This window comes from Spirillospora sp. NPDC047279, assembly GCF_040643285.1.
Lineage (GTDB): Bacteria > Actinomycetota > Actinomycetes > Streptosporangiales > Streptosporangiaceae > Spirillospora.
On the sequence record NZ_JBEYUA010000027.1, the window covers coordinates 89,153 to 115,216 of the forward strand.

The 26,064-nt window shown below is 71.8% G+C and carries 22 protein-coding genes, 2 tRNA genes and 1 pseudogene; 16 read left to right on the forward strand and 9 right to left on the reverse strand.

Translation table 11 applies throughout. From position 1 onward, the window contains the following. Positions 1-123 precede the first annotated feature (123 nt). Both ABZ810_RS43920 and ABZ810_RS43925 read left to right on the forward strand, forming a co-directional pair. The gene (locus ABZ810_RS43920) at positions 124-1,008 is read left to right on the forward strand and encodes a TIGR03936 family radical SAM-associated protein (RefSeq protein ID WP_358413446.1); all 885 of its coding nucleotides are present in this window, start codon (positions 124-126) and stop codon (positions 1,006-1,008) included. Positions 1,009-1,216: 208 nt separating this feature from the next. Then, positions 1,217-4,090: an Rne/Rng family ribonuclease gene (locus tag ABZ810_RS43925; RefSeq protein WP_358413448.1), complete on the forward strand. Its 2,874-nt coding sequence runs from the start codon at positions 1,217-1,219 to the stop codon at positions 4,088-4,090. 120 nt (positions 4,091-4,210) lie between these two features. Here the strand turns inward: ABZ810_RS43925 and ABZ810_RS43930 are convergent, their stop codons facing one another. From ABZ810_RS43930 to ABZ810_RS43940, 3 genes are all read right to left on the reverse strand, one after another. Then, entirely contained in the window at positions 4,211-5,278 is a 1,068-nt protein-coding gene (locus tag ABZ810_RS43930; protein ID WP_358413450.1) for a hypothetical protein, read from the reverse strand. Between the two features lie 216 nt (positions 5,279-5,494). Beyond that, entirely contained in the window at positions 5,495-5,812 is a 318-nt protein-coding gene (locus ABZ810_RS43935; RefSeq protein WP_358413451.1) for a hypothetical protein, read from the reverse strand. A 98-nt stretch (positions 5,813-5,910) separates the two neighbouring features. Further along, a complete protein-coding gene (locus ABZ810_RS43940) occupies positions 5,911-6,441 on the reverse strand; it encodes a DinB family protein (RefSeq protein ID WP_358413453.1) in 531 nt (176 codons plus the stop codon). Positions 6,442-6,737: 296 nt separating this feature from the next. Between ABZ810_RS43940 and rplU the strand changes: the two genes are divergently transcribed. The 6 genes from rplU to ABZ810_RS43970 all read left to right on the forward strand — a co-directional run bounded on the left by rplU (position 6,738) and on the right by ABZ810_RS43970 (position 13,588). After that, positions 6,738-7,052, forward strand: coding sequence for a 50S ribosomal protein L21 (gene rplU, locus ABZ810_RS43945; protein ID WP_358413455.1), 315 nt, complete (start codon positions 6,738-6,740; stop codon positions 7,050-7,052). A 14-nt stretch (positions 7,053-7,066) separates the two neighbouring features. Then, complete coding sequence (rpmA, locus tag ABZ810_RS43950) at positions 7,067-7,324, forward strand: 50S ribosomal protein L27 (RefSeq protein WP_151571159.1); 258 nt, start codon at positions 7,067-7,069, stop codon at positions 7,322-7,324. 203 nt (positions 7,325-7,527) lie between these two features. Continuing rightward, positions 7,528-8,919, forward strand: a complete 1,392-nt coding sequence (gene obgE, locus ABZ810_RS43955; RefSeq protein ID WP_358413457.1) for a GTPase ObgE — start codon at positions 7,528-7,530, stop codon at positions 8,917-8,919. Between the two features lie 50 nt (positions 8,920-8,969). Then, positions 8,970-10,106 (forward strand): glutamate 5-kinase, encoded by a 1,137-nt coding sequence (proB, locus tag ABZ810_RS43960; RefSeq protein WP_358413459.1) that lies wholly within the window; start codon positions 8,970-8,972, stop codon positions 10,104-10,106. Then, entirely contained in the window at positions 10,106-11,491 is a 1,386-nt protein-coding gene (locus tag ABZ810_RS43965) for a glutamate-5-semialdehyde dehydrogenase (RefSeq protein WP_358413461.1), read from the forward strand. The genes proB and ABZ810_RS43965 overlap by 1 nt, the downstream gene beginning before the upstream one ends. Before the next feature lie 339 nt (positions 11,492-11,830). After that, positions 11,831-13,588 (forward strand): TIGR03767 family metallophosphoesterase, encoded by a 1,758-nt coding sequence (locus ABZ810_RS43970; protein ID WP_358413463.1) that lies wholly within the window; start codon positions 11,831-11,833, stop codon positions 13,586-13,588. 85 nt (positions 13,589-13,673) lie between these two features. Here ABZ810_RS43970 and ABZ810_RS43975 read toward each other — a convergent pair whose 3' ends face one another. Further along, on the reverse strand, positions 13,674-14,729 hold the full coding sequence (locus ABZ810_RS43975; protein WP_358413465.1) for a M48 family metallopeptidase: 1,056 nt from the start codon (positions 14,727-14,729) through the stop codon (positions 13,674-13,676). 163 nt (positions 14,730-14,892) lie between these two features. On the opposite strand from ABZ810_RS43975, the gene ABZ810_RS43980 reads away from it, so the two are divergent. The 5 genes from ABZ810_RS43980 (at position 14,893) to ABZ810_RS44000 (ending at position 18,317) form a co-directional block, all read left to right on the forward strand. Next, a complete protein-coding gene (locus ABZ810_RS43980; RefSeq protein WP_358413467.1) occupies positions 14,893-16,257 on the forward strand; it encodes a phenylacetate--CoA ligase in 1,365 nt (454 codons plus the stop codon). Positions 16,258-16,320: 63 nt separating this feature from the next. After that, complete coding sequence (nadD, locus tag ABZ810_RS43985) at positions 16,321-16,923, forward strand: nicotinate-nucleotide adenylyltransferase (protein ID WP_358413469.1); 603 nt, start codon at positions 16,321-16,323, stop codon at positions 16,921-16,923. A 176-nt stretch (positions 16,924-17,099) separates the two neighbouring features. Continuing rightward, complete coding sequence (gene rsfS, locus ABZ810_RS43990; RefSeq protein WP_358413471.1) at positions 17,100-17,513, forward strand: ribosome silencing factor; 414 nt, start codon at positions 17,100-17,102, stop codon at positions 17,511-17,513. Beyond that, on the forward strand, positions 17,506-18,165 hold the full coding sequence (locus ABZ810_RS43995; protein ID WP_358413473.1) for a histidine phosphatase family protein: 660 nt from the start codon (positions 17,506-17,508) through the stop codon (positions 18,163-18,165). The genes rsfS and ABZ810_RS43995 overlap by 8 nt, the downstream gene beginning before the upstream one ends. A gap of 79 nt (positions 18,166-18,244) precedes the next feature. Continuing rightward, positions 18,245-18,317, forward strand: a tRNA-Ala gene (locus tag ABZ810_RS44000). 622 nt (positions 18,318-18,939) lie between these two features. On the opposite strand, the gene ABZ810_RS44005 is transcribed toward ABZ810_RS44000, so the two are convergent. Then, on the reverse strand, positions 18,940-19,203 hold the full coding sequence (locus tag ABZ810_RS44005; RefSeq protein WP_358413475.1) for a hypothetical protein: 264 nt from the start codon (positions 19,201-19,203) through the stop codon (positions 18,940-18,942). A gap of 130 nt (positions 19,204-19,333) precedes the next feature. Here ABZ810_RS44005 and ABZ810_RS44010 point away from each other — a divergent pair, with 130 nt between their 5' ends. Together ABZ810_RS44010 and ABZ810_RS44015 are read left to right on the forward strand one after the other, a co-directional pair. Next, positions 19,334-20,641, forward strand: coding sequence for a hypothetical protein (locus tag ABZ810_RS44010; RefSeq protein ID WP_358413477.1), 1,308 nt, complete (start codon positions 19,334-19,336; stop codon positions 20,639-20,641). Positions 20,642-20,782: 141 nt separating this feature from the next. Next, positions 20,783-20,855, forward strand: a tRNA-Ala gene (locus ABZ810_RS44015). A 35-nt stretch (positions 20,856-20,890) separates the two neighbouring features. Here the strand turns inward: ABZ810_RS44015 and ABZ810_RS44020 are convergent. From ABZ810_RS44020 to ABZ810_RS44035, 4 genes and pseudogenes are all read right to left on the reverse strand, one after another. Then, a complete protein-coding gene (locus ABZ810_RS44020; protein WP_358413479.1) occupies positions 20,891-21,262 on the reverse strand; it encodes a VOC family protein in 372 nt (123 codons plus the stop codon). Between the two features lie 79 nt (positions 21,263-21,341). Continuing rightward, positions 21,342-22,373, reverse strand: a complete 1,032-nt coding sequence (locus tag ABZ810_RS44025) for a Vms1/Ankzf1 family peptidyl-tRNA hydrolase (RefSeq protein ID WP_358413481.1) — start codon at positions 22,371-22,373, stop codon at positions 21,342-21,344. A gap of 47 nt (positions 22,374-22,420) precedes the next feature. After that, positions 22,421-23,209, reverse strand: a complete 789-nt coding sequence (locus tag ABZ810_RS44030; protein WP_358413483.1) for an MBL fold metallo-hydrolase — start codon at positions 23,207-23,209, stop codon at positions 22,421-22,423. Positions 23,210-23,302: 93 nt separating this feature from the next. Further along, positions 23,303-23,449, reverse strand: a pseudogene (locus tag ABZ810_RS44035) (daunorubicin/doxorubicin resistance ABC transporter ATP-binding protein DrrA); the annotation flags it as partial. Between the two features lie 216 nt (positions 23,450-23,665). Here ABZ810_RS44035 and ABZ810_RS44040 point away from each other — a divergent pair. Next, the gene (locus ABZ810_RS44040) at positions 23,666-25,450 is read left to right on the forward strand and encodes a hypothetical protein (RefSeq protein ID WP_358413485.1); all 1,785 of its coding nucleotides are present in this window, start codon (positions 23,666-23,668) and stop codon (positions 25,448-25,450) included. Positions 25,451-26,064: the final 614 nt, after the last annotated feature.

A 26,064-nucleotide genomic window follows, 5' to 3' on the forward strand; every position in this document is an offset into this window, starting at 1 on the left:
GCCCGCAAGGGTGTGCGGGTGCGCCACGGCCATGCGGGGGCGCAACGAGCCCGGGGTGCCCGTACTCTATAGGGAGACGTTTTCGACTCGACGCGACTAGGAAGGACTAGTGCCCTGGCTCCCATGCCGGAGGGCCCTGCGCCGGCCCCTGTGACCCAGCGTCTGCGCGTGCGCTATGCCAAGCGCGGCCGGCTGCGGTTCACAAGCCACCGCGACATATCCCGGGCCGTGGAACGCGCCGTGCGGCGCGCCGGGATTCCTGTCGCGTTCAGCGCGGGATTCACTCCGCACCCGAAGATCTCGTATGCGGGTGCGGCGGCAACCGGGGTGGCCAGTGAGGCCGAGTACCTCGAGATCGGGCTCACCGAGCCCCGCGACCCTGCGCGGGTACGGGCCGAGCTCGATGCAGCGCTGCCCGACGGCCTCGACATCGTGGATGTCGTGGTGGTCCGGCAGGTGCGTACCAGTGATGCTCAGGCGGCTCCGCCCAGTTCTGGGGGAGCCAAGCCGGGCTCGCTGGCGGATCGGCTCGAGGCGTCCGAGTGGCGGATCAGGCTCGACGGGGTCGCCACCGGCGACGCCGCCGCGGCCGTGGCCGCCTTCTTGGCCGCCGACGAGATCGAGGTGGAACGCCTCACAAAGAAGGGACGACGCCGCTTCGACGTGCGCGCCGCCGTGTCCGCTCTGGAGCAGGACCGGCGCGCCGAAGAGACGGCCGATGCCCCTTGTGCGATACTTCGAATGGTTGTTCGGCATACAACACCTGCCGTACGACCCGACGACATCCTCACCGGACTGCGCCAGGTCGCCGACCTCGCGCCGCCGTCACCACCACTGGTGACCAGGCTGGCGCAGGGGCCCCTCGACGCGGGCGCCGGTGGCCTCGCGGATCCGCTGGATTCCGACCGGGAGAACGAGCAGCCGTCCGGCGACGAAGCCGTGGCGGCGAACGGCTCTGCTCTCCCGATCTCCGGCGAAGCCGTGAGCGCGGATGCCGTCAGCGCCTGATCGAAGGGCCGAAGCCGTGGCGACGCCACGGAACCGGCCCGCAGGGAACGACGGGCGCACCCCCGACGACTTTGTCGTCGCAGCCGGGCCACGGCCCGGACGCGACGGCGCCGACGACTGACGGAGAGTTCCCGTGCGGCGCACCGCACCGATCCGCCCGAGGCGGAGCGAACGGTCGCGCCCGGGAACCTGACGGGAGACTGCCCGGATGCTTGACAACGAATCTGATTCGGCCAACGCCGAAAGTACCGATAACACGACGGCCGTCGTGAAGACCACGCGGACGCGGCGCCGTGCCGCCAGCAGGCCGGCCGGCCCGCCGCCCGAGATCGACGACACCCCTCGGCCGCCGGCTCCGGCCGACAGCACGGCCACCGCGGCCGCGGCCGCCGCGGCAGCCGCGTCCGAGACCCCGCCTCCGCCTCCGGCCCAGGCCGTCGAGGCGGCGGAGGACTCCGCGGCACCTGACCCGGCCGGCGACGAGGCCGCGCCGCCCAAGAAGGCGACCCGGACGCGGACCACCCGCACCAGGACCACCAAGGCCAAGGCCGCCGGCGCGAAGGCCGCCGACGCGGGCGCCGGAGACGGTGCCGGCGAGCAGGGCGGCGCCTCCGAGCCGGCCGCGGCGCCCGAGACCGCGACCGCCGAGGTCGCCGAGACCGCCGCCGCTCCCGAGGCCGCCACGGCCGCCGAGGAGCCCGCCAAGGCCACCCGCACCCGGTCGCGCCGCCGTACCGCCGCCGCGACCGCCGAGGAGCCCGCCGTTCCCGAGGTCCCGTCCGTTCCCACGGCGGAGGCCGAGGAGGCGGGCGAGGCCGCCGGGGGAGTGCCGGGGGTGAGCTTCCAGCCGCCCATGGTCGTCTTCCAGGCACCCGAGCCCACCAGCGCGCCCGCCAAGGCCAAGAGCAAGGCCAAGCCCAAGAGCGAGCCCAAGGACGAGCCCAAGGACGAGGAGCCCGAGGACGAGGCCGACGAGGCCGGGTCCGCCGAGCACGACGAGGACGACGAGTCCGGCGACCGCCCGTCGCGCCGCCGTCGCCGCCGGGGCGGCCGCGGCCGTGGCCGGGCCGGCAAGGACGGCGAGGGCGACGACGAGGACGACGGCGACGCCGAGGAGGCCCCCGCCCCGGCCGCCAAGCCGTCCCGGTCCCGCAAGGCCAAGGACGCGCAGTCCAAGGAGCAGTCCAAGGACGAGCCGGCGGCCGAGGGCGACCAGTCCGACGACGAGTCCGGCGACGATGACGACGAGGGCGGCAACTCGAGCCGGCGTCGCCGCCGGCGTCGCCGCCGTTCGGGCACCGGCGACTCGGACGGCGTCGCCGACGACCCGCCCAACACCGTCACCCACGTGCGCTCGGCGCGCAGCGTCGAGTCGCGCGCGGCCGAGGACGAGGTCCAGTCGGTGCGCGGCTCCACCCGGCTGGAGGCCAAGAAGCAGCGCCGCCGCGAGGGCCGCGAGCAGGGCCGCCGCCGCCCGCCGGTGATCACCGAGGCCGAGTTCCTGGCCCGCCGCGAGGCGGTCAAGCGCGAGATGGTGGTCCGCCAGGAGGGCGAGCGCACCCAGATCGCCGTCCTCGAGGACGACGTGCTGGTCGAGCACTACGTCAACCGCGCGACGCACCAGTCGTACGTGGGCAACGTCTACCTCGGCAAGGTCCAGAACGTGCTGCCCTCGATGGAGGCGGCGTTCGTCGACATCGGCAAGGGCCGCAACGCCGTCCTCTACGCGGGTGAGGTCAACTGGGACGTCGCCGGCCTGGAGGGCCAGCCGCGCCGCATCGAGTCCGCGCTCAAGTCCGGCCAGTCCGTCCTGGTCCAGGTGACCAAGGACCCGCTCGGCCACAAGGGCGCCCGCCTGACCAGCCAGGTCTCGCTGCCCGGCCGTTACCTGGTGTACGTGCCGGACGGGTCGATGACCGGCATCAGCCGCAAGCTGCCCGACAAGGAGCGCAGCCGGCTCAAGTCGATCCTCAAGAAGGTCATGCCGGAGCACGCCGGTGTGATCGTCCGTACCGCCGCGGAGGGCGCCACCGAGGAGGAGCTGTCGCGCGACGTCTCCCGCCTGGCCGCCCAGTGGGACAACATCCAGAAGCAGGTCAAGACCGCCTCGGCGCCGTCGCTGCTCTACGGTGAGCCCGACCTGACGATCCGCGTCGTCCGCGACATCTTCAACGAGGACTTCACCAAGCTCGTCGTCTCCGGCGGCGACGCCTGGGACACCGTCGCCGACTACGTCCAGTACGTGGCGCCGCACCTGGCCGATCGCGTCGAGCGCTGGGACGGCGACCAGGACGCCATGTCGGCCTACCGCATCGACGAGCAGATCGCCAAGGCCCTCGACCGCAAGGTGTGGCTGCCCTCCGGCGGTTCGCTGGTGATCGACCGCACCGAGGCCATGACGGTCATCGACGTCAACACCGGCAAGTTCACCGGTCAGGGTGGCAACCTCGAAGAGACCGTCACCCGCAACAACCTCGAGGCCGCCGAAGAGATCGTCCGCCAGCTCCGGCTGCGCGACATCGGTGGCATCATCGTGATCGACTTCATCGACATGGTGCTGGAGAGCAACCGCGACCTGGTGCTGCGCCGCATGGTCGAGTGCCTCTCACGGGACCGTACCAAGCACCAGGTCGCCGAGGTCACCTCGCTCGGTCTGGTCCAGATGACCCGCAAGCGGGTCGGCCAGGGCCTGCTCGAGGCGTTCTCCGAGACCTGCGAGTCCTGCAACGGCCGCGGCATCCACGTCCACCTGACGCCCGTCGAGCCCAAGGCGGAGGGCAAGGCCGCGGGCAAGGAGGGCGGCCGCCGCCGCAAGCGCAAGGGCGAGGTGGAGAAGGCCGTCGAGGACAAGCTCGCCAAGCAGCAGAACGGCAAGCCCGACGAGGAGTCCGACGAGGAGGCGGTCACCGACGCCGCCGAGGCCGCGATCGAGGCGACCGAGACGGTGCCCGGCACGCTGGAGCCCGGTTCGGGCGAGGCCGCCGAGCTCAACGGCACCGAGGACGAGGCCGTCGCCGGCAACGGCCGCCGCCGTCGCGCCCGGCGCCCCCGCGCCAAGGCCGAGGCGGGCGCCGAAGACTGACGCGCGTCACAAGGGCCCCGGTCGTCTCGCGACGGCCGGGGCCCTTCGTGTACCGGGACCCGGAACGCCCCCGCATGGGGAAGCAGGGGCGGGGGCGTCCGAGGGGTGGGTTCGAGGGGATCAGGAATTGTTGATCACGACGGGCACGTTCTTCGTCTTGCCGACCAGCCACATCGAGGGAGTTCCGGGGACGGCCGTGCCGCCGGTGAGCCGGCCGCCGTTCACCGGCGGATACACGCGGGTCCAGGTGTCGCCGTCCAGCCGGTAGAGCTCGCCCCAGAACGGCTGGAGGGCCCACATGGTGCCGTCACCGGTGCGGATCAGGCGTTCGTTGGCCGGGGTGGCGGGGCCCTCCTGCCAGGTCGAGCCGTTCCACCGGAGCGTCACGTTCCGGTTGACGTTCCCGCCCGTGGACTGGCGGCCGGTCACCCAGACGTCGGTGTCGGAGACGGCGAGGACGGTGTGCCAGTAGGAGTCGTCCAGGTCGTGGACCTTCGTCCAGCGCTGCCCGTCCCAGTGCAGGATCCCCCAGGTGGACGCCGCCCAGGCGGAGTCGTCGGACACCACGGAGATCTGGCCGATGGTGACGCAGCAGGCGCCGGGCGGCGTACCGGCGTCGTGCTCGGTCCAGGAGCCGTTCTCCCAGCGGTACAGCCCGGTCCAGCAGGGGAACCAGGCGCCGGTGGAGTCGGGCGCGACCTTCGAGGGCCAGCAGCCGTCGTCGGGGCGCTGCACCTGCCGCCACGCCGAGCCGTCCCAGTGCGCCAGGTAGGGCTTGCTGCCGGTGCTGTCGTTCGGCCGGATCGTGCCGACCGCCCAGACGTTCGTCGGCGACTGGGCCTCGATCTGCTGGATCACCGCGTCGCCCTCGGTGCCCGGCATGTCGTACGTCTGCCAGGTCGAGCCGTTCCAGCGGACCACCATGGCCTTGGGCGGCAGGACGTGGATGGTCCCCGCGCCGAAGCCCGGGATGGACCAGTCGACGCCCTGGTACCCCTGGTAGCCGGCGGCCCAGACGTCGTTCGGCCCGGTCGCCGACACGGTCTCCAGCCCGCTGCGCGCCCACAACCACGGCGCGGCGGCGCCCTTGAACGGCTTCGGCTCGGCCGCTCGCGCCTCGGCGGGCCCGGCCGTCGCCGTGAGCAGGGGAACGAGCAGGAACGCAGCGACCCAGAAACGAACTCTCATCACATGTCTCCCTGGCGTGGGTAGACCGGATTCAACCATCCCAGCAATCACTGGGATAGTCATTCGTCCACAATGTGCCGAATGAGCCTGCACCACGAGGTCGTCGTCACCTGCCCCCTGCGCGAGGACACCCCTCGCGCCCGGCGCGTACCGGGTCCGTTACACGGCGGCCGAGCCCACCGACGACGTCATGGTGGGCCTGGCCGGGCTGGACCTTCAGCCGCCGGCCGCCCGAGCGATCGCGTCGATGCCGACGGCCAGGGCGGCCACGGCGGTGAAGCCCAGGGCGAGCGTGAACATCTGGGCGACGCGGTCGAGGTCCTTCAGTGCCGCCGCGAGCCGGGCCACGCTGTCGAACGTCGCGGCCAGCGACCGGTCGGCCATCCCGGCGGAGGCGTCGTCGCCGATGGAGGGCACCCGGATGGCGGCGATGACCTCCCGGCGCTTGTCCCGCACGCCGAACGCGGAGAAGGCCCCCACCACCAGGCACACGGCGGCGGCGACGAGACTGAAGACGGCCACGGTCGCGATCATCGGGCCTCCTCACCCGCTCCGGGAGGGCTTGGAGCCTCCTCCGAACCGAGCATCCGCCCCGCGGGACCCCGCGTCCACCGGAGCGGGCCGCCTTCCGGTCACGCCGTGGGCCCGGGGGCGTTCGGGCGGGCGTGGCGGAGGAGGCGGAGCTGGCCGATCTCGGCGGCGTTCTTCATGAGCTCGGCGTTCACCCAGGCGACCAGGGTGGCGGTGGTCGACCAGGGCTCGGGGGCCGGGGCGTCCAGCCCGGCGTCGGTGAGGCCGTCGAGCGTCGTGTGCCAGTCGTCGCGGAGGCCGCGCAGCCAGGCGGTGACGGACGGGGCGTCGCCCGGCCAGGTGACCGCCTCGCGTTCCGGGGGTGTGGCGCCCGTCACGTGGGCGGCGGCGGTGCTCCACCACCAGCCGATGTGCCAGGTCACCCACGCGATGGTCGGAACGGGGACGGGATCGGGCTCGGTCTCGGCCCAGTCGGGCGTCCAGGTGCCGGACCCGTTCGGGTGAAGCGTCCAGGTGAGGGCCGCGGGCTCCCACAGGACGTCGTCGGGTTCGAGCCGCTCCAGGTGGTACTCGAAGAGCGCCCAGGTAAGGTCGAATTGCCAGCGCAGCAGATCAAGGCGAGATGAGCTCACCCCGGGCACCTTGGCACGGCGGGAGGCCCAGGCCCAGCGAATATCGCGCGGTTGGCCTTGCGGTCGTGGCATCCGGTATTCTTATGAGTCGGCACGTGCGAGCGTGCCTTTCGACTTGCCACCGAGGCTCCGGCGGGCTTACTCGGTGAGCGTCACCCACAGCAGAGAGCGCCAGGGGAACCGTCCTTTGGCGTGCCGCTCTCGGCGCCGGCCGAGGGTAGGCCCTCAACCGGGGGCTGGAACCACGTGCGGGGCCGGGTGAGACCGGAAGCGCGCGCAGACTGAAGGGTTTCGCGGTGTACGCGATTGTCCGCGCAGGCGGCAGGCAGGAAAAGGTGGCCGTCGACGACGTGCTCACCGTCGACAAGCTGAACGGCGAGGTCGGTGACTCGATCAAGCTCCAGGCGCTGCTGTACGTCGACGGCGACAACGTCGTGACCAAGCCCGCCGACCTGGCGAAGGTCGAGGTGACCGCCGAGATCGTCGGCGCGGTCAAGGGCCCCAAGATCAACATCATGCACTACCGGAACAAGACCGGGTACAAGCGGCGGATGGGTCACCGTCAGCCCTACACCGAGGTCAAGATCACCGGTATCAAGGCCGGGAAGTAAGGGGAGGCGACGATATGGCACACAAGAAGGGCGCATCGTCCAGCCGTAACGGCCGCGACTCCAACGCCAAGCGCCTTGGTGTCAAGCGGTTCGGCGGCCAGGCCGTCAACGCCGGCGAGATCATCGTTCGCCAGCGGGGCACGCACTTCCACCCCGGCCTCAACGTGGGCCGCGGTGGCGACGACACGCTGTTCGCGCTGGTCGCGGGCAAGGTCGAGTTCGGCCGTTACCGTGGCCGTAACGCCGTGAGCATCGTCCCGCCGGCGGAATAGCGATCCGCCTGACCGCGGCGGAGCACCAGCGGAGCGAGGACCAGGTGGACTCGCCCCGCGGAGGTCTGGGGGTCGCCCCCCAGACGAGCACCGCCGTCAGGAAAGACTTTTCAAAGGGGCGGACCGACTTGGTCCGCCCCTTTGTTCTGTTTGAGCCCCTTGCGGGCTGATGCCCGGGATCCGGGCTGATGGGGAGGAAGACCGTGGCCGCAGGAACAGGCGCCCAGTTCGTGGACCGGGTGGTCCTGCACGTCGCCGCGGGCAACGGGGGCAACGGCTGCGCGTCCGTCCACCGTGAGAAGTTCAAGCCGCTCGGCGGCCCGGACGGGGCCAACGGCGGCCGCGGCGGCGACGTGACCCTGGTGGTCGACTCCAACGCCGCGAGCCTGCTGGAGTACCACCGCAGACCGCACCGCAAGGCCGGCAACGGCAAGCCCGGCCAGGGCGGTCACCGCACCGGGGCCAACGGCGACGACGTCCTGCTGCCGGTGCCCGACGGCACGGTGGTCAAGGCGCCGGACGGGGAGATCATGGCCGACCTGGTCGGCGAGGGCACCCGGTTCGTGATCGCCAAGGGCGGCGCGGGCGGCCTGGGCAACGCGGCGCTGGCCACGGCCAAGCGCAAGGCCCCCGGCTTCGCGCTGCTGGGCGAGCCCGGCGACGCGTCCGACGTGGTGCTGGAGCTCAAGAGCGTCGCGGACGTGGCGCTGGTGGGCTTCCCGAGCGCGGGCAAGTCCTCGCTGATCGCGGCGCTCTCCGCGGCCAAGCCGAAGATCGCCGACTACCCGTTCACCACGCTGGTCCCCAACCTGGGCGTCGTCAGCGCGGGCGAGACCACGTTCACCGTCGCCGACGTGCCGGGCCTGATCGAGGGCGCGAGCGAGGGCAAGGGCCTGGGCCTTGAGTTCCTGCGGCACATCGAACGTTCCTCGACCCTGGCGCACGTGCTCGACTGCGCGACGATGGAGCCGGGCCGCGACCCGATCAGCGACTTCGAGGTCATCGAGAACGAGCTCCAGGCGTACGACCGGGTCCTGGGCGACCGGCCGCTGTCGGACCGCCCGCGCCTGGTCGTCCTCAACAAGGTGGACGTGCCGGACGGCCGCGAGCTGGCCGAGATGGTGCGGCCCGAGTTCGAGAAGCGCGGCCTGCGCGTCTTCGAGGTGTCGGCCGCCACGCACGAGGGCCTGCGCGAGCTGTCGTTCGCGATGGCGGAGATGGTCCAGGGATACCGGGCGTCGCTGCCCGCACCCGAGCCGACCCGCCTGGTCATCCGGCCCAAGGAGATCGGCGGCGCCGACTTCGAGATCAAGAGCATGGGCGACAACACCTACCTGATCACCGGGACGAAGCCGGTCCGGTGGTTGCGGCAGACCGACTTCACCAACGAGGAGGCCGTCGGCTACCTCGCCGACCGGCTGGCCCGGCTCGGCGTGGAGGCGGCGCTCGCCGACGCGGGCGCGGCCCCCGGCGCCACCGTGCTCATCGGCACGCACGACGAGTCGATCGTCTTCGACTGGGAGCCGGAGATCGCCGCCGGCGAGGCGACCGCCGGGCCGCGCGGCACCGACCGCCGCCTGGACGGCCTCCGCTAGCGCCGCCTGGACGGCCACCGCCGGTTCCGTCCCGACCCCCGAGGGAGAGCATGAACGTGCGCAAGGCGATCGCGACCGCCCGCCGGATCGTGGTGAAGGCGGGGTCGTCGTCGCTCACCACGCCACAGGGGACGATCGACGCCGACCGCATCGACGCGCTGGTGGACGTGCTGGCGGCCCGGCGCGCCGCCGGCACCGAGATCGTCTTCGTGTCGTCCGGCGCGATCGCCGCGGGGCTCGCCCCGCTGGGGCTGGTCCGGCGCCCGCCGGACCTGGCGACGCAGCAGGCCGCCGCAAGCGTCGGCCAGGGGCTGCTGGTCGCGCGCTACACCTCGTCGTTCGCGCGCCACGGGGTGGGCGTCGCACAGGTGCTGCTGACCGCCGACGACCTGATCCGGCGCGTGCACCACCGCAACGCGCAGCGCTGCGTGGCCCAGCTACTCAACCTCGGCGTCCTGCCGATCGTGAACGAGAACGACGCGGTGGCCACCGACGAGATCCGGTTCGGCGACAACGACCGGCTCGCCGCGCTCGTCGCGCACCTCACCCGGGCCGACGCGCTGGTCCTGCTCTCGGACGTGGACGCGCTCTACACCGGCGACCCGCGCCAGCCCGGCGCCCGCCGCATCGACGAGGTCCGCACGCCCGCCGACCTCGAGGGCATCAAGCTGGGCGGATCGGGCCGGGTCGGCACCGGCGGCATGGTCACCAAGGTGGAGGCGGCCCGCATCGCGGGCATCCCCGTCATCCTGACCAACGCCGCGCAGGCCGCCGCCGCCCTCGCCGGGGAGCCCGTCGGCACCTACTTCCACCCGGACGCGCGCCACCGTTCCACGCGGCACCTGTGGCTGGCGCACGCGACCACCGGCCAGGGGCGCATCGTGCTCGACCCGGGCGCCGTCGAGGCCGTCGTCCAGCGCCGCAAGTCGCTGCTGCCGGCCGGGGTGACCGGCGTGGAGGGCGACTTCGCCGCCGGCGACCCGGTCGACCTGTGCGGCGCCGACGGCCGGGTGGTGGCGCGCGGCCTGGTCAACTACGACGCCGCCGAGATCCCGGACCTCATGGGCCGGTCGACCCGGTGGCTGGCCCGCGAGCTGGGCCCCGAGTACGAACGCGAGATCATTCACCGCGATGACCTCGTCGTCCTGAAGACCGAAGAGAGCATGCGCCCAGAGGGGAGCCGGTGATGAGTGAGCCCACAGCCCAGGAGGCGGAGGAGCGCGCGGCCTTCCTGCGCGTCGCGGACCGCGCCAAGGAGGCCGCCGCCGGCCTGGCTCCGCTCCCGCGCGCGGTGAAGGACGCCGCCCTGCACACGATCGCCGACGCGCTGCTCGCCCGTACCGGCGAGATCGTCAAGGCGAACGAGGAGGACGTCGCGCGGGCCCGCGAGGCGGGCATCTCCGAATACATGATCGACCGGCTGAGCCTGTCGCCCGAGCGCGTCGAGGCGATCGCCGCCGCGGTCCGCCAGGTCGCCGCGCTGCCCGACCCGGTCGGCGAGACGGTGCGCGGCAACGTGCTGCCCAACGGCCTGGAGCTGCGCCAGGTCCGGGTGCCGCTCGGCGTGGTCGGCATCATCTACGAGGGCCGCCCGAACGTGACGGTCGACGCCGCCGCGCTCTGCCTCAAGAGCGGCAACGTGGCGATGTTGCGCGGCTCGTCCTCGGCGTTCAGCTCCAACACCGCGCTCGTCGGCATCATGCAGGACGCGCTGCGTTCATCCCACCCCGCCGAACCCCGACTGCGTTCATCCCACCCCGCCGAACCCCGACTGCGTTCATCCCACCCCGCCGAACCGCGACTGCGTTCGTCCCAGGTGCCGGCCGACGCGATCCAGCTCGTGCCGGGCACGTCCCGCGACTCGGTCAAGCACCTGATGCGGGCGCGCGGCCTGGTCGACGTGCTGATCCCGCGCGGCGGCGCCTCGCTCATCAACTCGGTGGTCGAGGGGTCGACCGTGCCGGTGATCGAGACGGGCGTGGGCAACTGCGCGGTGTACGTGGACGCCGACGCCGATCTCGACCTCGCCGTCGACATCCTGGTCGACTCCAAGACGCAGCGGCCGTCGGTCTGCAACGCCGCCGAGACGGTCCTGGTCCACGCCTCCATCGCCGGCGCGTTCGTCCCGCGCGCGCTGGAGGCCCTGCGTGCCAAGGGCGTCACCGTGCACGGCGACGAGCGCGTCCGCGCGTACGGCGACGACGTGGTCGAGGCGACCGAGGACGACTGGCACGCCGAGTACCTCTCGCTCGACATCGCCGCCCGCGTGGTCGACGGCCTCGACGAGGCGGTCGCGCACATCCGCAAGTACGGCTCCGGGCACACCGAGGCGATCGTCACCGCGTCCCAGCCCGCCGCCAAACGGTTCGTCGCGCTGGTCGACTCGGCCGCCGTCATGGTCAACGCCTCGACCCGGTTCACCGACGGCGAGGAGTTCGGCTTCGGCGCGGAGATCGGCATCTCCACCCAGAAGCTGCACGCCCGCGGCCCGATGGGCCTGCCCGAGCTCACCTCCACCAAGTACGTCGTCGTCGGCGAAGGCCACCTCAAGGGAGCCAAGCCTCCCGCCTGACCTGCGCGTTCACCCGACCCCGGCGTGCCTTTCCGAAGCGGGCCCGTGACGGTTCGATCGGGTGCCGCTCCCGCCACGGCGTCCCCACCTCCTCCGGGCTGGGTCCCGGTGGAACGGCGAAGGCCGGGACTCGACCGCGGGAGCCCTCCCGCGGCTCTGGCCGTCGTCGCGATCATTCTTCTGATGGCGGGCGCCCGGGCCGGAGGAAGGGACACCGGACGGTCCAGTACGCCCGTGCCGAGGTCACGCGGCTGCGGGACGGGTGAACGCGGAAGGGTGAGCACTATGTGACAAAGTGACCCTTGATGTCACTGTTGTAAGTGTGGTCTGATCTCGGCTGTGACAGTCGAGATCAGCCGCCGCCGCGTTCTGAAGAGCGCCGCCCTCGGCGCGGGGATCGCCTCCGCAGGAGTGACCGCCTTTCCGGCCCGTCCCGCCTCCGCCGCGGCCGCGCCCGCGCTGCGCGGTCCGGTCGCCGGCACCACGCTCGAACGTACGCTGCTGCTCGGCGCCGCGGGCGCCGGCGGTTACCGCAAGGTCGTCGCCGGGCCGGGGGAGCCGCACGTGCTGCGCCGCGACCTCGGCGGCATCGCCAAGGCGACGCGGGCCGCGGCCCGGCGAGGCCTGGTGGCGTTCGGGCACCTCACCGACGTGCACGTCATCGACGCGCAGTCGCCGGCCCGCGTCGAGTTCCTCGACCGTTTCAAGGACGCGCTGAGCATCCTTCCGGTCGAGGGCGCGTGGCGGCCGCAGGAGATCCTCACCACCCAGGTCGCCGAGGCGATGGTCCGGCAGCTCAACCGGGTCGGGCGAGGCCCGGCGACGGGCCTGCGGCTGGCGTTCCACATCAACACCGGCGACGCCGCCGACAACGTGCAGTACAACGAGCTCCGCTGGATCATCGACCTGCTCGACGGCGGCCGGATCCACCCCGACTCCGGCGACCCGCGCCGCTACGAGGGCGTCCAGGACTGGGGCGCGTACGACGTGCGGTTCTGGCACCCGGACGGCACGCCGCCCGGCGCCGAGCCCGACGTCGCGTTCGCCGACTACGGCTTCCCCCGCGTGAAGGGGCTGCTCGACGCCGCCCGCAAGCCGTTCCAGGCGACCGGGCTCGACGCGCCCTGGTACGCGGTGTTCGGCAACCACGACGGGCTCATGCAGGGCAACCTGCCGCCCAACCCGCTGCTGTCCGGCCTCGCCACCGGCGGCATCAAGATCGGCGCGCCCGGCACCGACGAGCAGGCCGAACGGCTCGCCCGCATGCTCCGCACCGGCGACGGCCGTGACCTGGTCGGCCTGGCCCGCGAGAACGTCGGGCTCTTCCGCCAGGTCACGCCCGACCTGAGGCGGCGCATGGTGTCGCGCGCCGAGGTCGTGCGGGAGCACTTCAGCACCACCGCCGCGCTCCGCGGCCACGGCTTCACCCAGGCCAACCTGCGCGACGGCACCGCCTACTACGCGTTCGACAAGGGCGTGGTCCGCGGGATCGTGCTCGACACGGTCAACCCCAACGGCTATTCGGAGGGCTCCCTCGACCGCGGCCAGTTCGCCTGGCTGGAGGCGCAGCTCCAGGCGGGCAGCAGCCGCCACTTCGACGCCAAGGGTGCCGTCGTCCGGCGACCGCACGTCGCCGACAGGCTGTTCGTGCTGTTCAGCCACCACACGATCGGCTCGATGGGCAACCCGCTGGGCGGCGGGCGCGTGCTCGGCGACGAGGTCGAGGCGCTGCTCCTGCGCTACCCCAACGTCGTGTTGTGGGTGAACGGGCACACGCACCGCAACGAGGTCATCCCGCACGCCCGCACGTCCGGGGCCGGGGGGTTCTGGGAGGTCAACACGGCGGCGCACGTCGACTTCCCGCAGCAGAGCCGCATCGTCGAGCTCGCCGACAACGGCGACGGCACCCTGTCGGTCTTCGCGACCGTGCTCGACTCGGCCGGGCCCGAGTCGTTCGGCGGCAGGATCGGCGACCCGGTGCGGCTCGCCTCGCTGGCGCGCGAACTGGCCGGGAACGACTGGCAGGACCGCGAGGAGGGCCGCCGGGGCGACCGCGACGACCGCAACGTCGAGCTGCTCGTCCCCGCCCCCTTCTGATCCGGCCGGCCCCGGCGGGGCCCGGACGTCACAAAGGGATCAGGCGCGGGGCCGCGCGCCCGATCCCTTCATGTCCGCGGACGGCTCAGCTGGAGCCGTTGGTGGGCCCGTCGTCGCGGCCGCCGCCACCGCGCGTCGAGGAGACCCGGTCGAACAGGCCGCCGGCCGCCGAGGCCGCGGCGTCGGCGATGTCCTTCACCTTGCCGACGAACGGGTCGGCGGTCTGCTCCCACGACTCGCGGTACGACTTGGCCGCGTTGCGGACCTCGTCGGTGACCGAGGCGCTGCCGTCGTCGTCGCGGCGCGGGTAGTCGCCCGCCAGGATGCGCTCGTACTCGCCGCTGTGCGCCCACTTGTCGATCTCGGCGAACCTGATCACGGCGTACGGGTGGGTCTGCGGCAGCAGGTTGAGGAACTTCAGCAGGCCGTCGCGCACGTCGCCGGCGGCGTCGTACTCGCGGGCCTGCTCCAGGAACGCCTCGGTGCTCATCTCTTGGAGGCGGGTGCCGCCCGCCAGCTTCATCATCGTGCGCTTGACGGCGTCGAGGTCCTGCCCGGCGAGCAGCCCGGCGCGGTCGGACGACAGCTCGGCCTTCCGGAACCACTCCTTCAGCCCGATGATGATCGCCGCGATGCCGATGTTGCCGAGCGGCAGCCAGGCCAGCCGGTTGCCCAGCGAGAGCAGGATCTGCATCATCGTCTGGTAGACCGCGTGGCCCGACAGGATGTGCCCGACCTCGTGGGCGACCACGAAGCGCAGCTCCTCGTCGTCCAGCAGGTCGATCAGGCCGGTGTTGATGACGATGAACGGGCGGTCGGAGCCGAGGGCCATGGCGTTGGGCTCGGGGCTCTGCCGGACGTACACCTCGGGCACTTCGGGCAGGTCCAGGATGTAACAGGCGTCCCGCACCATGTCGTGCAGGTTGCGGAACTGGCTCTCGCCCACCCGCACGGTGCCGCCGAGGAACATCAGGCGGAACGCCCGCTCGTTGAAGAGCCCGGACATCTTGCGGAGGACGGTGTCGAACCCCGTCAGCGAGCGCAGCGCCACCAGCGCCGAGCGGTCCGCCGGGTGTTCGTAGGCCCGGGAGCTGATCCCCGGGAAGCGCGTGCGTGCTCGATCCGGTGTGTTCGTCGTCATGTCCGGCATGGTAGTTCCGACGAACCACCAGGCCCTAGGGTTCCCGGGCCCACCCCTGCCGACCAGGACCGGCCCCTTGCGCCCGGCGCGTGACACACGCTCTACTTCGGCCTATCGCGCGAGGGTGCGCGCGACCATCCGGGACGGGGCGCAAGGAGGCGCGATGTTCGATCCCAAGGCCGAGGCGATGTCGCTGGACGAGAGGGCGGCGCTGCAACGCCACCGGCTCTGGGGCCTGGTCGACCGGCTCGTCGCCGCGGGCGGCGTCCAGGGGAGGCGCCTCAAGGAGTCCGGGGTCACCCGCGGCTCCGACGTTCACCTGAAGGACCTGCACAGCCTGCCGTTCACCACCAAGCAGGACCTCTGGGACAACTACCCGTTCGGGATGCTCGCCGTTCCGCAGGAGCAGGTCGTCGCCGTGCACGGATCGAGCGGCACGCGGGGCAGGCCCACGCTCGTCGCCTACACCCGCGCCGACCTCGACCTGTGGGCGGCGATGTGCGCCCGGTCGTTGTCGTGCGCCGGGGCGACGTCCGACAGCATCGTCCACAACGCCTACGGGTACGGGCTGTTCACGGGCGGGATCGGCATCCACCAGGGCACGGTGGCGCTCGGCGCGACCGTGGTCCCGATGTCGGGCGGCATGACCGAGCGCCAGATCCGGATGATCACTGACCTGAAGCCCGACATCCTCACCTGCACGCCCGCGTACGCGCTGCGCCTGGGCGAGGCCGCCGCCGAGGCCGGGGCCGACCTGTCGTCCCTCAAGGCCGGCGTCTTCGGCGCCGAACCCTGGTCGGAGGAGCTCCGCACCGCCATCGAGGACGTTCTCCCGATCAAGGCCGTCGACATCTACGGCCTCTCGGAGATCATCGGCCCCGGGGTGGCCACCGAGTGCCTGGAGCAGGACGGCCTGCACGTCAACGAGGACCATTTCATCGTCGAGACCGTCGACCCGGCCACCGGCGAGCCCGTCGCCGAGGGGGAGCCGGGCGAGCTGGTCTTCACCACCCCGACCAAGCAGGCGCTGCCGCTGCTGCGCTACCGCACCGGCGACATCGCCACGCTGACCCGCGGCGAGTGCCCGTGCGGCCGTACCCTCGCCCGGATGAGCAAGATCCGCGGCCGGGTGGACGACATGCTGGTGATCAGGGGCGTGAACGTCTATCCGAGCGAGGTGGAGCGTGTCCTGCTCGGGTCCGGCCTGGTCGTGCCCCACTACCAGCTGGTCGTCGACCGCCGGGACGAGGCCGCGGTCCGCCTGATCGTCGCCTGCGAGACGGCGGAGACCGCGGGTACGGCGGGCGCTGCGGCTACGGCGGCTACGGCGGCTACGGCGGGTACGGCGGGCACGGCGGATTCCGGCGACCCCGTCCAGGCTCTGGCGGCGGCGCTCAAGGCCGATCTGGGCCTGCACGCCGACGTCAGCGTCCTCCCGCCGGGCACCGTGCCCCGCGTCGAGGTGGGCAAGGCCGTCCGCGTCGTCACCTGGGAGTCCGGCGACGCGCCCCTGCCCGGCCTCGCCTGAGTCTCCGCACAAACGGCGGGGCGCGTCACGGGAGGTCCAGGCCGCGTGGCTATTCTCGTCGGCATGACGCAAAAGCGGCGGTTGGGGATCATGGGCGGCACGTTCGACCCGATCCACCACGGCCACCTGGTGGCCGCCAGCGAGGTCGCGCACTTCTTCTCGCTGGACGAGGTCGTCTTCGTCCCCACCGGGATCTCCTCCCACAAGGAGGGCGAGAAGATCACCGCCGCCGAGGACCGGTACCTGATGGCGGTGATCGCCACCGCGTCCAACCCCCGCTTCTCGGTCAGCCGGATCGACATCGACCGGCCCGGCCCCACCTACACCGTCGACACCCTGCGCGACATGCGCGAGCTGCACGGCCCCGACACCGAGCTGTTCTTCATCACCGGCGCCGACGCCCTCGGCAAGATGCTCACCTGGCACGACACCGACGAGCTCTTCGAGCACGCGCACTTCATCGGCGTCACCCGGCCCGGCCACCAGCTCGCCGACCCCGGCCTGCCCAACGGCCGGGTCAGCCTGATGGAGGTGCCCGCGCTGTCGATCTCCTCCACCGAATGCCGCGACCGCGTACGGGACGGCGAGCCCATCTGGTATCTGGTCCCGGACGGCATCGTGCAATACATCAACAAGCGCGCCCTGTATCGCGATCTTGAGGCCTGAGTCCCGGTCCCTCATTCGATTACGAAGATTGACTTTCGGCCCATACCCTGGATATCAGCGCGGTTGCGGGCAACCTGGACCGCAACACCGAAGCAATGACAAAAGAGGGCCGCGTCCGGGAGCCGTGAGAGGGTAGAACCGGGACCGTCCCCGACAGGGAGGATCGCGAACACATCGTGACCGCATCCGACAGGGCCGTACAGCTGATCCGGATCGCCGCCGAGGCGGCGGGCGACAAGCTGGCCGACGACATTCTTGCCTACGACGTGAGCGAGCAGCTCGTCATCACCGACGCCTTCGTGCTCGCCTCCGCACCCAACGACCGCCAGGTCCGCGCGATCGTCGACGAGATCGAAAAGCGCCTGCGCGAAGAGGCCGACGCCAAGCCCATCCGGCGCGAGGGCGAGCGTGAGGGCCGCTGGGTGCTCCTGGACTACGCCGACATCATCGTGCACGTCCAGCATGAGGAGGACCGCCTCTTCTACGCCCTCGAGCGGCTGTGGAAGGACTGCCCCCTCATCGAGCTCCCCGAGAGCGTCAACGCCCACTCCGTCCAGCGCGGCCGCAAGGTCGGGAGCACGAGTGAGTGACGCCCCGCGCCGCGAGCCCGGCAAGCGCCGCCTCGTCCTCTGGCGGCACGGCCAGACCGCGTGGAACGTCGAACGCCGCTTCCAGGGCAAGACCGACATCCCGCTGGACGAGACCGGCGTCGAGCAGGCCCACCGCGCCGCCCGCCTCCTCGCCGGCCTCCGGCCCACCGCCATCCTGGCCTCGCCGCTCCAGCGCGCCGCCGAGACCGCCCAGGCCCTCGCCGACGTGACAGGACTGCCGGTCAGCCACGACAAGGACCTGGTCGAACGCGACGGCGGCCAGTGGGAGGGCCTCACCTCCCGCGAGATCCGGGAGCGCTACCCCGAAGAGCACGCCCGCTGGCAGCCGCCCGGCGGCGAGACCAGCGCCCAGGTCGCCGAACGCGTCGGCGCCGCCCTCGAACGCGCCCTCGACGAACTGCCGCCCACCGGCCTGCTCGTCGTCGCCTCCCACGGCGCCGCGCTGCGCCTCGGCATGTCCCACCTCCTCGGCTTCCCCGAAGAGATCTGGGAACGCTTCGGCGGCCTCAGCAACTGCTGCTGGTCCGTCGTCGCCGAGATGCGCGACGGCGGCTGGCGCCTCATCGAGCACAACGCCGGCACCCTGCCCGAGCCCGTCCTCTCCGACGACCGCTCCGACAACGGCGCCTGACCCCTAATCGATTCGAGTACGCCCCCGCCTTCCGATACACTGGCGGAGCGCTGCGGGATGCACGTCCACGCAGCTGCACGGGGCTATGGCGCAGTTGGTAGCGCGCCTCCATGGCATGGAGGAGGTCTGGGGTTCGAATCCCCATAGCTCCACTCGGAGTTGGGAGTGATGTGGTCGCAGCCCTGGCGGGCTGCTCCCGTCACTCCTTCGTCATTTCTGCCCAGGGGGACGACCCCCTGGAACCCCCGGGGCAGGGGCTCCGCCCCCGCACCCCCTGCTCGGGGCTTCGCCCCTTCGCTTTGGGTCCTCGCTTCGCTCGGGCCTTTCTTTTTTGGGGGCTTCGCCCCCTTGCCCCCGATAGGGGTCCTCGCTTCGCTCGGGCTGTTCGCTAGGTGGGGGCTTCGCCCCCACACCCCCGATTCGCGTCGGGGTGGGGCCACTGGATCGTTGCGGGCGCCGGTCTGTCTGTGCGTGCCACGAGTTGTGCGGCCTGGTGAATGGGGGCCATCACCTGCCGGAACCTGGTCACTGCCTCGGCTGGGCGGTCGCAGGGGGCTAGCAGCACGCCGGAGGAGGTCCGGAACCACCACAGCGGCTCCAGCGGGCTGACCTGCTCCAAGTCGAGGATGGGACACGCGGTCACTGACTCTCCGCATGCGGTCAGGGAGGGCAGGCACACCACGATCCACGGAGGGTCGCCCCGGTGCCAGCGCCGGACTGCGTAGCCGCTCCGGGCCAGGTCGGCGGCGAGGGCCTCCAGGTGTCTCAGCGCGTTCACTGGATCTCCCAGACGACCTCGCCGGTGGTCTGGTCCGTCCGCGCGCGGCCAACCACGGCGACCACGTCGTACTTGCTCGGAATGTCGAGGATCAGATCCACTCGCGTCACCGTCGCGCGGGCACCGCGCGGAGCCCTGGCCAGAGCCGCGTTCACCTGGTCGATGGCACGTCTCGGGTCGTCGGTCACCCCGCCGGTCCTGGCCTGCGCGACCTCCCACGAGAACAGCCGGGACGGCTCGCAGGATCGACGCGGAATCATGGCGGCTGTTCTCCTCGGGGTAGCGATCTGGTTACAGCCAGTTCACCCGGCAGCCGTTCGTACGAGGAAGCCAGATAATCCGGATGAGGACCCGATGCTCAGATGTCCCAGCTGGACGAGGTGCCGAATGATGAACGCTGGTGACAGGGCCCGGCAGGGCGCACGCCTGCGTGCCGAGCGTCAGAATCGCGACTGGGGTAAGCGCACGATGGCGCGCGAGCTGCTCAAGGCGATAGGGGCCCCGGCCGAGCGGAAGCGCGTCGACTCGCTTGACCGGCAGATGCTCGACTGGGAGAGCGGCAAGCATTTCCCGCGTGACTGGACGTCGGCCTACGCGACCGCGTTCGAGATGGACGAGGAGGAGCTCTTCCCCAGCCTTCGGGGTAGCTTTGAGGTGACGGCCTCTCCCGAAGGAATGGACGAGGACGACGTGAAACGGCGACGGCTGATGCAGGACGCCGCGACCGTTGCCATGGGTGCCACGGTCGCGCCGGTTCTGGCCGCGTTGACCGATGCCTGGCAGGCCAGCGAACCCAAGGTTGCTGGTGCGACGGTGTCTCGGACGATGCTGGACGACTGGGACGCCGCGGCCGACCTGCACGCGCGGCGAGCTCGGACCGATCCGCCCGTCACAGTTCTTGCTCTGCTGGCCGTGGACTTTGCCGACATGGCTCCCCACCTGCGCAAGCCACAGCCGGATGCGGTGCGGCGCGACCTCTCCCGGACCGCTGCACGCCACGCGAGCTTGATCGCGACCAGGTGGTTCGACATGGGCAACATGCGCGAGGCTCGCAGGTGGTGGGCGAAGACCCTGGCGCTCGTGGACGACTCGGGGGACACGCGACTCGCGTCCTGGCTTCGGGGAGGCCAGGCGCTCCTCCTCCGGTTCGACCCTGCCGACTCGGGGGGAAGCCTGGCGATGGCCCGTGAAGCGCGGCGTGTAGCGGGTCCCCGGCCCTCCGCGGCGCTCGCCAGGGCGCTCACCGCGGAGGCCCAGACGCTGACCGCGGCCGGACGGGCCGATCAAGCGGTCGCGGTGTTGCGCCAGGCGGAGGAGGTCACCGGCCACCTGCCGGGGGACGACCCCGACTGGAGCGGCGGACGGTTGTGCTTCGACCAGAGCTTCGTCTACACGGTCGCCGGCGACGAAGCGCGTGCGGCGGAGGCCCAGGACGCGGCGGAGCATCTGCACGCGCCCGGCGAGCATGCGCTCATCGCGATCCGGCTGCACCGAGCGGCGCTGGTCACGCGCACTGACCCGGAGACGGGATTGGAGGAGGCCGCCCGGATCATCGAGTCGTTGCCTCCCGAACGGCGGGTGACCCGCCTGGCGTCCGCTGCGCGTGTGTCCTTGGAGGTCGCGCCTCCCGCTGCTCTCGCCTTGGACGCCGCACGCGAGTTGCGCGCTCTCACCGCACCCCGTGCTGCGCTGGCCTGATCGCAAGCCCCCGACCACCTGCGCGGGGTCTGAGGAGGGCCAGCCCACGCAGGGCGGCCGAGCGGCTGGAGTCGGTTGGGTGGCGTTAGCAGGGGTGGGAGTGCACTAAGCTGTTCCAGGTCGGTCGGAAGGTCGGCGTGCGGGGCTATGGCGCAGTTGGTAGCGCGCCTCCATGGCATGGAGGAGGTCTGGGGTTCGAATCCCCATAGCTCCACAGGTGAGGCCGGTGCTCTCGGGCACCGGCCTTTGTCATGCGTAGGGGGCGGTGATGGCCTCGAGGTTGTGGCCGTCGGGGCTGTCGAAGTAGACGCCGCGGCCGCCGTAGTGGTGGTTGATCTCGCCGGGACGGCGGTGGGCCGGGTCGGACCAGTAGGTGATCCCCGACTCCTTGACGCGGGCGAAGATCTGGTCGAACTCCTCGTCGGTGACCAGGAACGCGTAGTGCTGCGGCTGGATCTCCGTGGAGTCCATGAAGTCGAACGTGACGCCGTTGCCCGCCTGGACGGGGACGAACGGGCCCCACTGGGCGCCGACCTCCAGGCCCAGGATCCTCGCGAAGAACTCGGCCTCGGCCTGCTTGTCGCGTGAATGGACGATCGTGTGGTTCAGGTCGATGGACATGGGATCAAGTCCACTACGCGCGGTGGGGGTGGCGCCAGGGGGCCCGGGCAGAGGCCCCGGTCCGCCCGGGCCCGGAGGGTCAGGTGGAGTAGCGGAGGATGGCGCCGATCTTGGCTCCGCCGACGACGGCCAGGTCGCCGTCGGTGGCGGCCACGGCGCGGATGAGGGCGGCGTCGGCGCGGTCCTCGGCGGGGTCGTCGACGCCCATGCGGTGCAGTTCGCCGAGGTCGAGGGAGATGTCGGACGGGGCGGGGCCGACCCAGACGCGGGCGGGGGAGTCCTCCGGGAGGATCAGGGTCTCGACCTGGCCCCGGCGGGCCGCCTCGACGGTGGGCTTGAGGCCCCTGACGGCGCGGCCGTTGTTGGCGAGTTCACGTTCGAAACGTTCGACGATCGTGGTGAGGCGTTCGGTGCGCTTGAGCTCGAGGAGGTGCTCCTCGTCGGTGTCCTCGACGGTGCGTTCCAGGAGGCCGTCGGAGATCTCCTCCAGGAGGGCGCCGCGGAGCTGGGGGTCGCCGGAGATGAGGATCAGTTCGGCGCCGCATTTGCGGGCGGCGTGGTCCACCTCCTTGCCGACCTTCTTGGCGTTGGCCTTCCAGGTGTTCTCGGCGGCGCGCTGGACGCGGGCCTGGGCCGTCTCGCCGGTGGACTTGACCTTGCGGGAGTCCTCGTCGCCCTGGACGTCGAGGGTGGTGCGGGTGCCGTCGGCGGCCACGCAGGTGATCGTTCCGCCGGGGCGGTGCACGTCGACGAGGAGGTAGGGGAAACGTTCGCCGCGCTGGACGAGGAGCGGCATGACGTGGGGGAGCGGGGCGAGCCGGGCGGTCTCGGCGAGGGGCGGGCCCGGGAGGCGGGTGACGTGCGTCTCGCCCTCGGTGGCGAAGGCGATCAGGCCCTCCGAACGGTGGGCGGACAGGTCGTCGCCGACGATCTCCTCGATGGCGCTCAGGGTCTCCGCGGGGGCCTCCTCGGCCTCCAGCTTCTCGCGCAGCGCCCGCCACCGCAGCTTGGGGGTCTTGGGCGCTTCCTCCGTCGTCCGGGTGAGGTCGGCGTACACCGAGGCGTACGGTCCCGGTCGGGTGTACAGCGATTTGAGGAAGGAGAGATCCATGATGCCGCCGTACCCGTTCGAGTCGTGTCAAACGTCCAGCTCAACCGTCATGTGGTGAACGGGGCGGGGAGATGCGGGGCCGCCAGGACGCCGCCGCTCTCGCGGAGCCTGGTGAGCAGGGCCGTGCGGGTGGCGCGGGCGGCTTCGGGGTCCTCGTCGTACAGGTAGGTGATCGACGGGTCGGTGAGCTGGACGGGGTGGTGCAGGATGTCGCCGCTGATCAACATCTCGTCGTTGCCGATCATGACGGACTGGTGGCCGGGGGTGTGTCCGGACGTGCGGATGAGGTGCACGTCCAGGGCCAGCCGGACGTCGGTGCGGCGCACGTCCAGGAGGCCGGCCCGGGCCAGGGGGTCGATCACGGCGGGGAGCAGGGGCGGGGCGCCGTCCTTGAGCCAGGCGAGCTCGTCGGACTGGACCAGGTGGCGGGCGTTCGGGAAGACGGGCACCCCGCCGGCGACGGCGCCGCTCGCGTGGTCGCTGTGCAGGTGGGTGAGGACGACGGTGCCGATCTCGGACGGGGAGACGCCGATCCTCGCGAGGGCGTTGACGAGGTCGCCGGGAACGGGGGCCCACGAGGCGGCGGGCGAGTCCAGGGGGCCCAGCCCGGCGTCGACGAGGATGTTCTGCCCGGTGGGCGTGCGGATCAGGAAGCAGTAGAAGTGCAGGACCCATTCGCCTTCGGGGCCGAAGGCCGCGGGATGGGTCTCCCGCACGCCTTCCCACCGGGCTCCGGGGAACAGCTCCGCGGGCGGGAGCCGGAGTTCCCCGCCCATGGGGCCGATCGCGTCGAGCAGGGGGATGATCTCGATACCGGCGATGATCTTCGGGTCCATGGGGTGAACGATCTCAGACGCGGGCCGCGTCGGTCACAATGACCTGGTGCGCATCGGCATCCTGGGCCCGCTGGGGGTGCGGGACGAGAACGGCCGGACCGTGGAGGTCAGCTTCCCGGCACCGTTGGGCCCCAGCACTCCCAGCACCGTGCCGCGGCGCGCCACGAGGTCGACCCCGTCCAGCGCCTGGGTGCCGCCGAACCCCTTCCGCAGGCCCTCGGCCCGGATCACGTCTTCCATGGGAACTCCAGTCGGATCTCGTCTCATCGCTCATCACGTTCGGCGACCCCGCTGACGCGCCACCGACACCCGCTGACACCCGCTCACACGCCCAGACACCCCTGCCGCTCGCCGCGTTCCGAGACCGCGGCGGCGCGGGGGGAGACTCCTGGTGACCGGCCGCGGTCCCCCGAACGAGGGCCGGCGAGTCGTCCGGACGAGCGGGAGGCGCTCAGCGTGAACGTTCAGGGGCGGAACGACGCCGAGCGGCGTGTCGTGGCGGCCGTCCGGGCGGGCGAACCGGCCGACCTGCGCGCCGGTGACGCCGGGCAGACCGGTGACGCCGGCCAGGACGACCCGGAACGCGGGGACGGCTGGGGCCCGGACCGCACGATCCGGGCCGGGCTGCTGATCGAGCTGCTCACGGCCAGGCCGGACGGGCACCGGCCGCGGCCCATCAAGTTGCGCGGCGTGCGCGTGACCGGGACGCTCGGCCTCGAGGCCGCCGAGCTCGTTCGCCCCGTGTCGCTGCGGGACTGCCACATCGACGAGCCGGTCGACCTCAGCGAGGCGTCCGCGCCGGCGATCCGGATGCCCGGCTCGTACGTCCCCGCCCTGCACGCCGACCAGCTGCGGACGGCCGGGAACCTCGATCTCGACGGCGCGGTCATCGGCCGCGTCAGCCTGGTCGGCGCCCGCATCGGCGGTCGCCTCTCGCTCAAGGGAGCGCGGCTGCACGACCACGACGGCGTCGCGCTGCGGGGTGACGGCCTCGACGTCGGCGAGGGCGTCTTCATGCGGGACGGCTTCACCGCCCAGGGCGAGATCAGCATCGCCGGAGCCCGCGTCGGCGGCCGCTTCTCCCTGGCCGGAGCGCACCTGGCCAACCCGGGCGGCCGCGCCCTGAACGCCGAGCGGCTCGACCTCGACCATGACCTGCGGTGTTGCGACGGTTTCACGTCCAGGGGCGAGATCAGGCTGGTCGGCGCGCGCATCGGTGGCCAGTTCGAACTCGACGGCGCGCACCTGAGCAACCCCGGCGCGGTGGCCCTCCACGCCGACGCGCTCACCGTCGGCCAGTCCGTCTTCGGCCGGCGGGGCCTGGTGGTCGAAGGTGAGCTGCGCCTCGTCGGAGCGCGTGTCGGGGGCGTCCGCAACCTGACCGGGGCGACGCTCCGCAACCCGTCCGGACGATCGTTCCACGCGGTGCGGATGAACATCGGGGGAGACCTCCACCTGCGGCGCGGCTTCACCTCGGACGGCGAGCTCCAGCTCTCCGGCATCACGGTCGGCGGCCAGGTCGAGCTGAACGACTCCGTCCTGGCCAACCCGGGCGGGCAGGCGCTCGACCTCGAATCCGCGACGGCGGCCGCGCTCCTCCTGGTGCCGCGCCGCTCGCCGGACGGCGTGGTGAACCTCACGAACGCGCGCGTCGGCATCTTCGAGGACGCGGAGGACACCTGGCCCGCACGGGCACGGCTGGAGGGGTTCGTGTACGAGACCCTCGCCGACGACCGCGTCGGCGTGCGGGCCCGGCTGCGCTGGCTGGCCCGCCAGCAGGACGGATACGCGCCGCGCGTGTACGACCAGCTCGCCGCCGCGTGCCGGCGGGCCGGACGGGAGGAGGCCGCCCGCAAGGTGCTGATCGCCAAGCAGTGGAGACGGCGCCGAATGCTCGGCCCGCCGGGCAGGCTGACCAACTGGCTGTTGTACGTGACCGTCGGGTACGGCTACCGCACGCGTCTCGCCGCCCTCTGGCTCGCGGCGCTCCTTGCGACCGGCACCTGGGGGTTCGAAGTCGCTTACCCCGACGCCATGGTCCGGGTGGATCCGAAGGGCCCGGCGTTCCACGCGTTCGGCTACACGCTCGACGTTCTCCTGCCCATCGTCGACATCGGCCAGCAGAAGACCTGGCGACCGCAGGGCGCGGCCATGTACTGGTCCTGGACCCTCGTCGCCGCGGGCTGGATCCTCACGACGGCCGTGGTCGCGGGCCTCACGGCGACGCTCAGACGCGACTAGGCGAACGGCGACGAAAGAATTCTCGGCCGCCGGGAATCCTGCGCGGGTGACGCTCGTTGGAGACTGTGAGACCGCCGGACGGGTGTGAGCCCGTCTGCCCGGGCGTCACCCAGCGTGTCGCCGTCTTAGCGGTCCTGACCAGCAGGTTTGATGATGGTCCGGGTCGGGTACGACCGTCGATTTGACGGCCGTCCCACCATTACCTAATGTCATACGTGCCCCGAGGGGATGCGGGTCGCCGGCAGGCGGTCGGCCCCGAAGGGGAAGCCACTCAAGGAAAACGGTTCGAAGCTTGCTCCGAGCCGATGTACTCTGGAGTGGTCAGCCCAGACGGGATGCAGGACGCCGCAAGGTGGCCGGCCCGAGGGACTCCTCCGAAAGATCGATCTCGGCCGGTGTTGTCTGCCGTCCGCGACGTTCGATGGCGGGTGGGCTGCGTTCCGAATCAAGATCGACTCAACTGGGTCACTTGACAGGGGCGAAGAACCTGGTAAGTTAGAAGGGTTGCCCCGGAGCTGATTCCGCGAAAGCGGGGGTTCGGCGCGGTGGGTGTCCGTTTCTTGAGAACTCAACAGCGTGTTAAAAGCCAGTGCCTTTATAGATCAGGCTGTGCC